The organism is Acidovorax sp. HMWF018 (assembly GCF_003061035.1).
Taxonomy (GTDB): domain Bacteria; phylum Pseudomonadota; class Gammaproteobacteria; order Burkholderiales; family Burkholderiaceae_C; genus Acidovorax; species Acidovorax delafieldii.
In genome coordinates this window covers 1-2,061 of the sequence record NZ_QAIM01000589.1, presented here as the reverse complement: position 1 = coordinate 2,061, position 2,061 = coordinate 1, and the positions used below count along the sequence as shown (strand labels likewise).

General features: G+C 66.5%; 3 protein-coding genes. All 3 read right to left on the bottom strand.

Annotated features, from left to right (window positions below; all coding sequences use genetic code 11):
* A partial coding sequence (locus tag DBR23_RS31720) for a CZB domain-containing protein (RefSeq protein ID WP_233250734.1) occupies positions 1-287 on the bottom strand: 287 nt, incomplete at its 3' end.
* Positions 288-485: 198 nt separating this feature from the next.
* Positions 486-1,478 carry an Hsp33 family molecular chaperone HslO gene (locus DBR23_RS25100; protein WP_108499929.1) on the bottom strand — a complete coding sequence of 331 codons (993 nt, stop codon included), beginning with the start codon at positions 1,476-1,478 and terminating at the stop codon, positions 486-488.
* Positions 1,479-1,528: 50 nt separating this feature from the next.
* The gene (locus tag DBR23_RS25095; RefSeq protein WP_056061680.1) at positions 1,529-2,053 is read right to left on the bottom strand and encodes a gamma carbonic anhydrase family protein; all 525 of its coding nucleotides are present in this window, start codon (positions 2,051-2,053) and stop codon (positions 1,529-1,531) included.
* Positions 2,054-2,061: the final 8 nt, after the last annotated feature.

Below are 2,061 nucleotides of genomic sequence, written 5' to 3'. Positions count from 1 at the left end.
TCGCCCAGCAGCTCGCCGCCTACGCCGTGCAACCAGCGGCCCAGCGCACTGTGGTCAGCGCGGCGCACCAGCACCGGGTCCAGCCCGGCGGAGGTGCGGCCCTCCAGGTAGTCCATCAGGCGGTCTTTCCAGCGCTCGTGGGCATTGATGGCGGCGTCGATGTCCAGCGCGGCGAGCAGGGTATCGGCACGCCGCGAGTCGGGTGCCGCCGCGCTGTCGTACAGCGCCAGCGGAGGCGTAGCCGGGCTGGCCCGGTGGCCCCCCAGAACACGGCGAAGAAACTGCATGACACCCCTCGTTCATTTCCTGCGCGACCGGATGTGATCGCTTGAACGCACACAGGCCTTGCGATCGAACCTTGTGCGCCGGCCCCTCGCAGCGACAGGCGCTGCTGCAGGGTGACCCGGGAATCTTAGGCGGGGATGGCGGGGGCGATTGTCAACGATGGTCAGCCGACCACCGCGCCCGATGGAGGCTGCAGACGGCTACTGGATGCCTGTGGGCCCCGGGGGCTGAGCAGCGGCGGGCGAGACAAAAATCTGCGCAGCATCCACGGCATCAAACCGGTACTGCTGGCCGCAGAACTCGCAACCCACTTCGATGTCGTCGCGCTCGGCGAGGATGCTCTCGGCCTCTTCAGCGCCCAGGTTGCGCAGCATGTTGCTCACGCGCTCGCGGCTGCAGGTGCAGGCAAAACGCGGGCCGCTGGCGCCCTGCTGGGGTTCAAAGCGCAGCAACTTTTCTTCCCAGAACAGGCGGCGCAGGATGGTGTCCACGTCCAGCGTCAGCAGTTCTTCGCGGGTCAGGCTGGCAGCCAGGTGCGCAATGCGGTTGTAGTCCTCGTTGTGGCCGATCTGGTCTTCGTTCTCGCGGTGCGAGAGGCCCGCGGCCAGATTGCCCTCGCCCTTGATGGGCATGCGCTGGATCAAGAGGCCTGCCGCCACCTGGTCGTTGGCGCCGAGCACCAGAATGGTGTCGAGCTGCTCGGACTGCAGCATGTAATGCTGCAGCACGTCCGACAGACGCTCCAGCTTTTCGTGGTGGTCGCCGTGCAGAGGCACCACGCCCTGGTAGGGCTGCTGACCGGGGTGGCGGTCCTTGGGGTCCAGGGTGATGGCGCAGCGGCCACCGCCGCCCACATTGACCATGTGGCTCAGCTTCGCGTCCGGCAGCACCTCGCCATTCACGGTAGCTGTAGCGCGCAGGCTCAGGTCCGACTGCACCTCGGCCACGGCCAATTTGACGGGGCCATCACCAAACACCTGCAGCACCAGCGCGCCGTTGAACTTGATGTTGGACTGCATCAGCACGCCGGCGGCCGCCATCTCGCCCAGCAGCTCGCTCACGGGGGCGGGATAGGCGCCGGTGGCGGTGTTGCCCGCCCGGCGTTTCAGGATCTCGGTCCAGGCATCGGTGAGGCGCACGATCATGCCGCGCACGGGCAGGCCATCGAAAAGAAACTTGTGGAGTTCAGACACGCAGGGATTCCAGGAGAAAAATAGCAGCAGCGAGCGCCAGTGGGCGGCGTTCAGCCGATCTTGTGCAAGCCGTGTTGGAAGCGGCGCGCATTGTCGATGTAGTGCTGAGCGCTCTGGCGCAGGCCTTCGATCTGCTCAGGGGTGAGTTCACGCACGGCCTTGGCCGGGCTGCCGATGATCATGGAGCCATCGGGGAACTCCTTGCCCTCGGTGACCAGCGCACCCGCGCCCACCAGGCAGTTCTTGCCGATCTTGGCGCCGTTGAGCACCACAGCGCCAATGCCGATCAGCGATTCGTCGCCGATGGTGCAGCCGTGCAGCATGACCTGGTGGCCCACCGTCACCCGCTCGCCCACCACCAGGGGCTTGCCGATGTCGGCGTGCAGCACGCTCGCGTCCTGGATGTTGGAGCCTGCGCCGATGGTGATGCTCTCGGTGTCGCCGCGCACCACGGTGCCAAACCACACGCTGGCGTCTTCACCCAGCACCACATTGCCCATCACCTGCGCGCTGTCGGCCACCCATGCCGACGCCGCCACTTGGGGAGCCACACCGTCGAGTTCGTAAATTGCCATGCACCCAC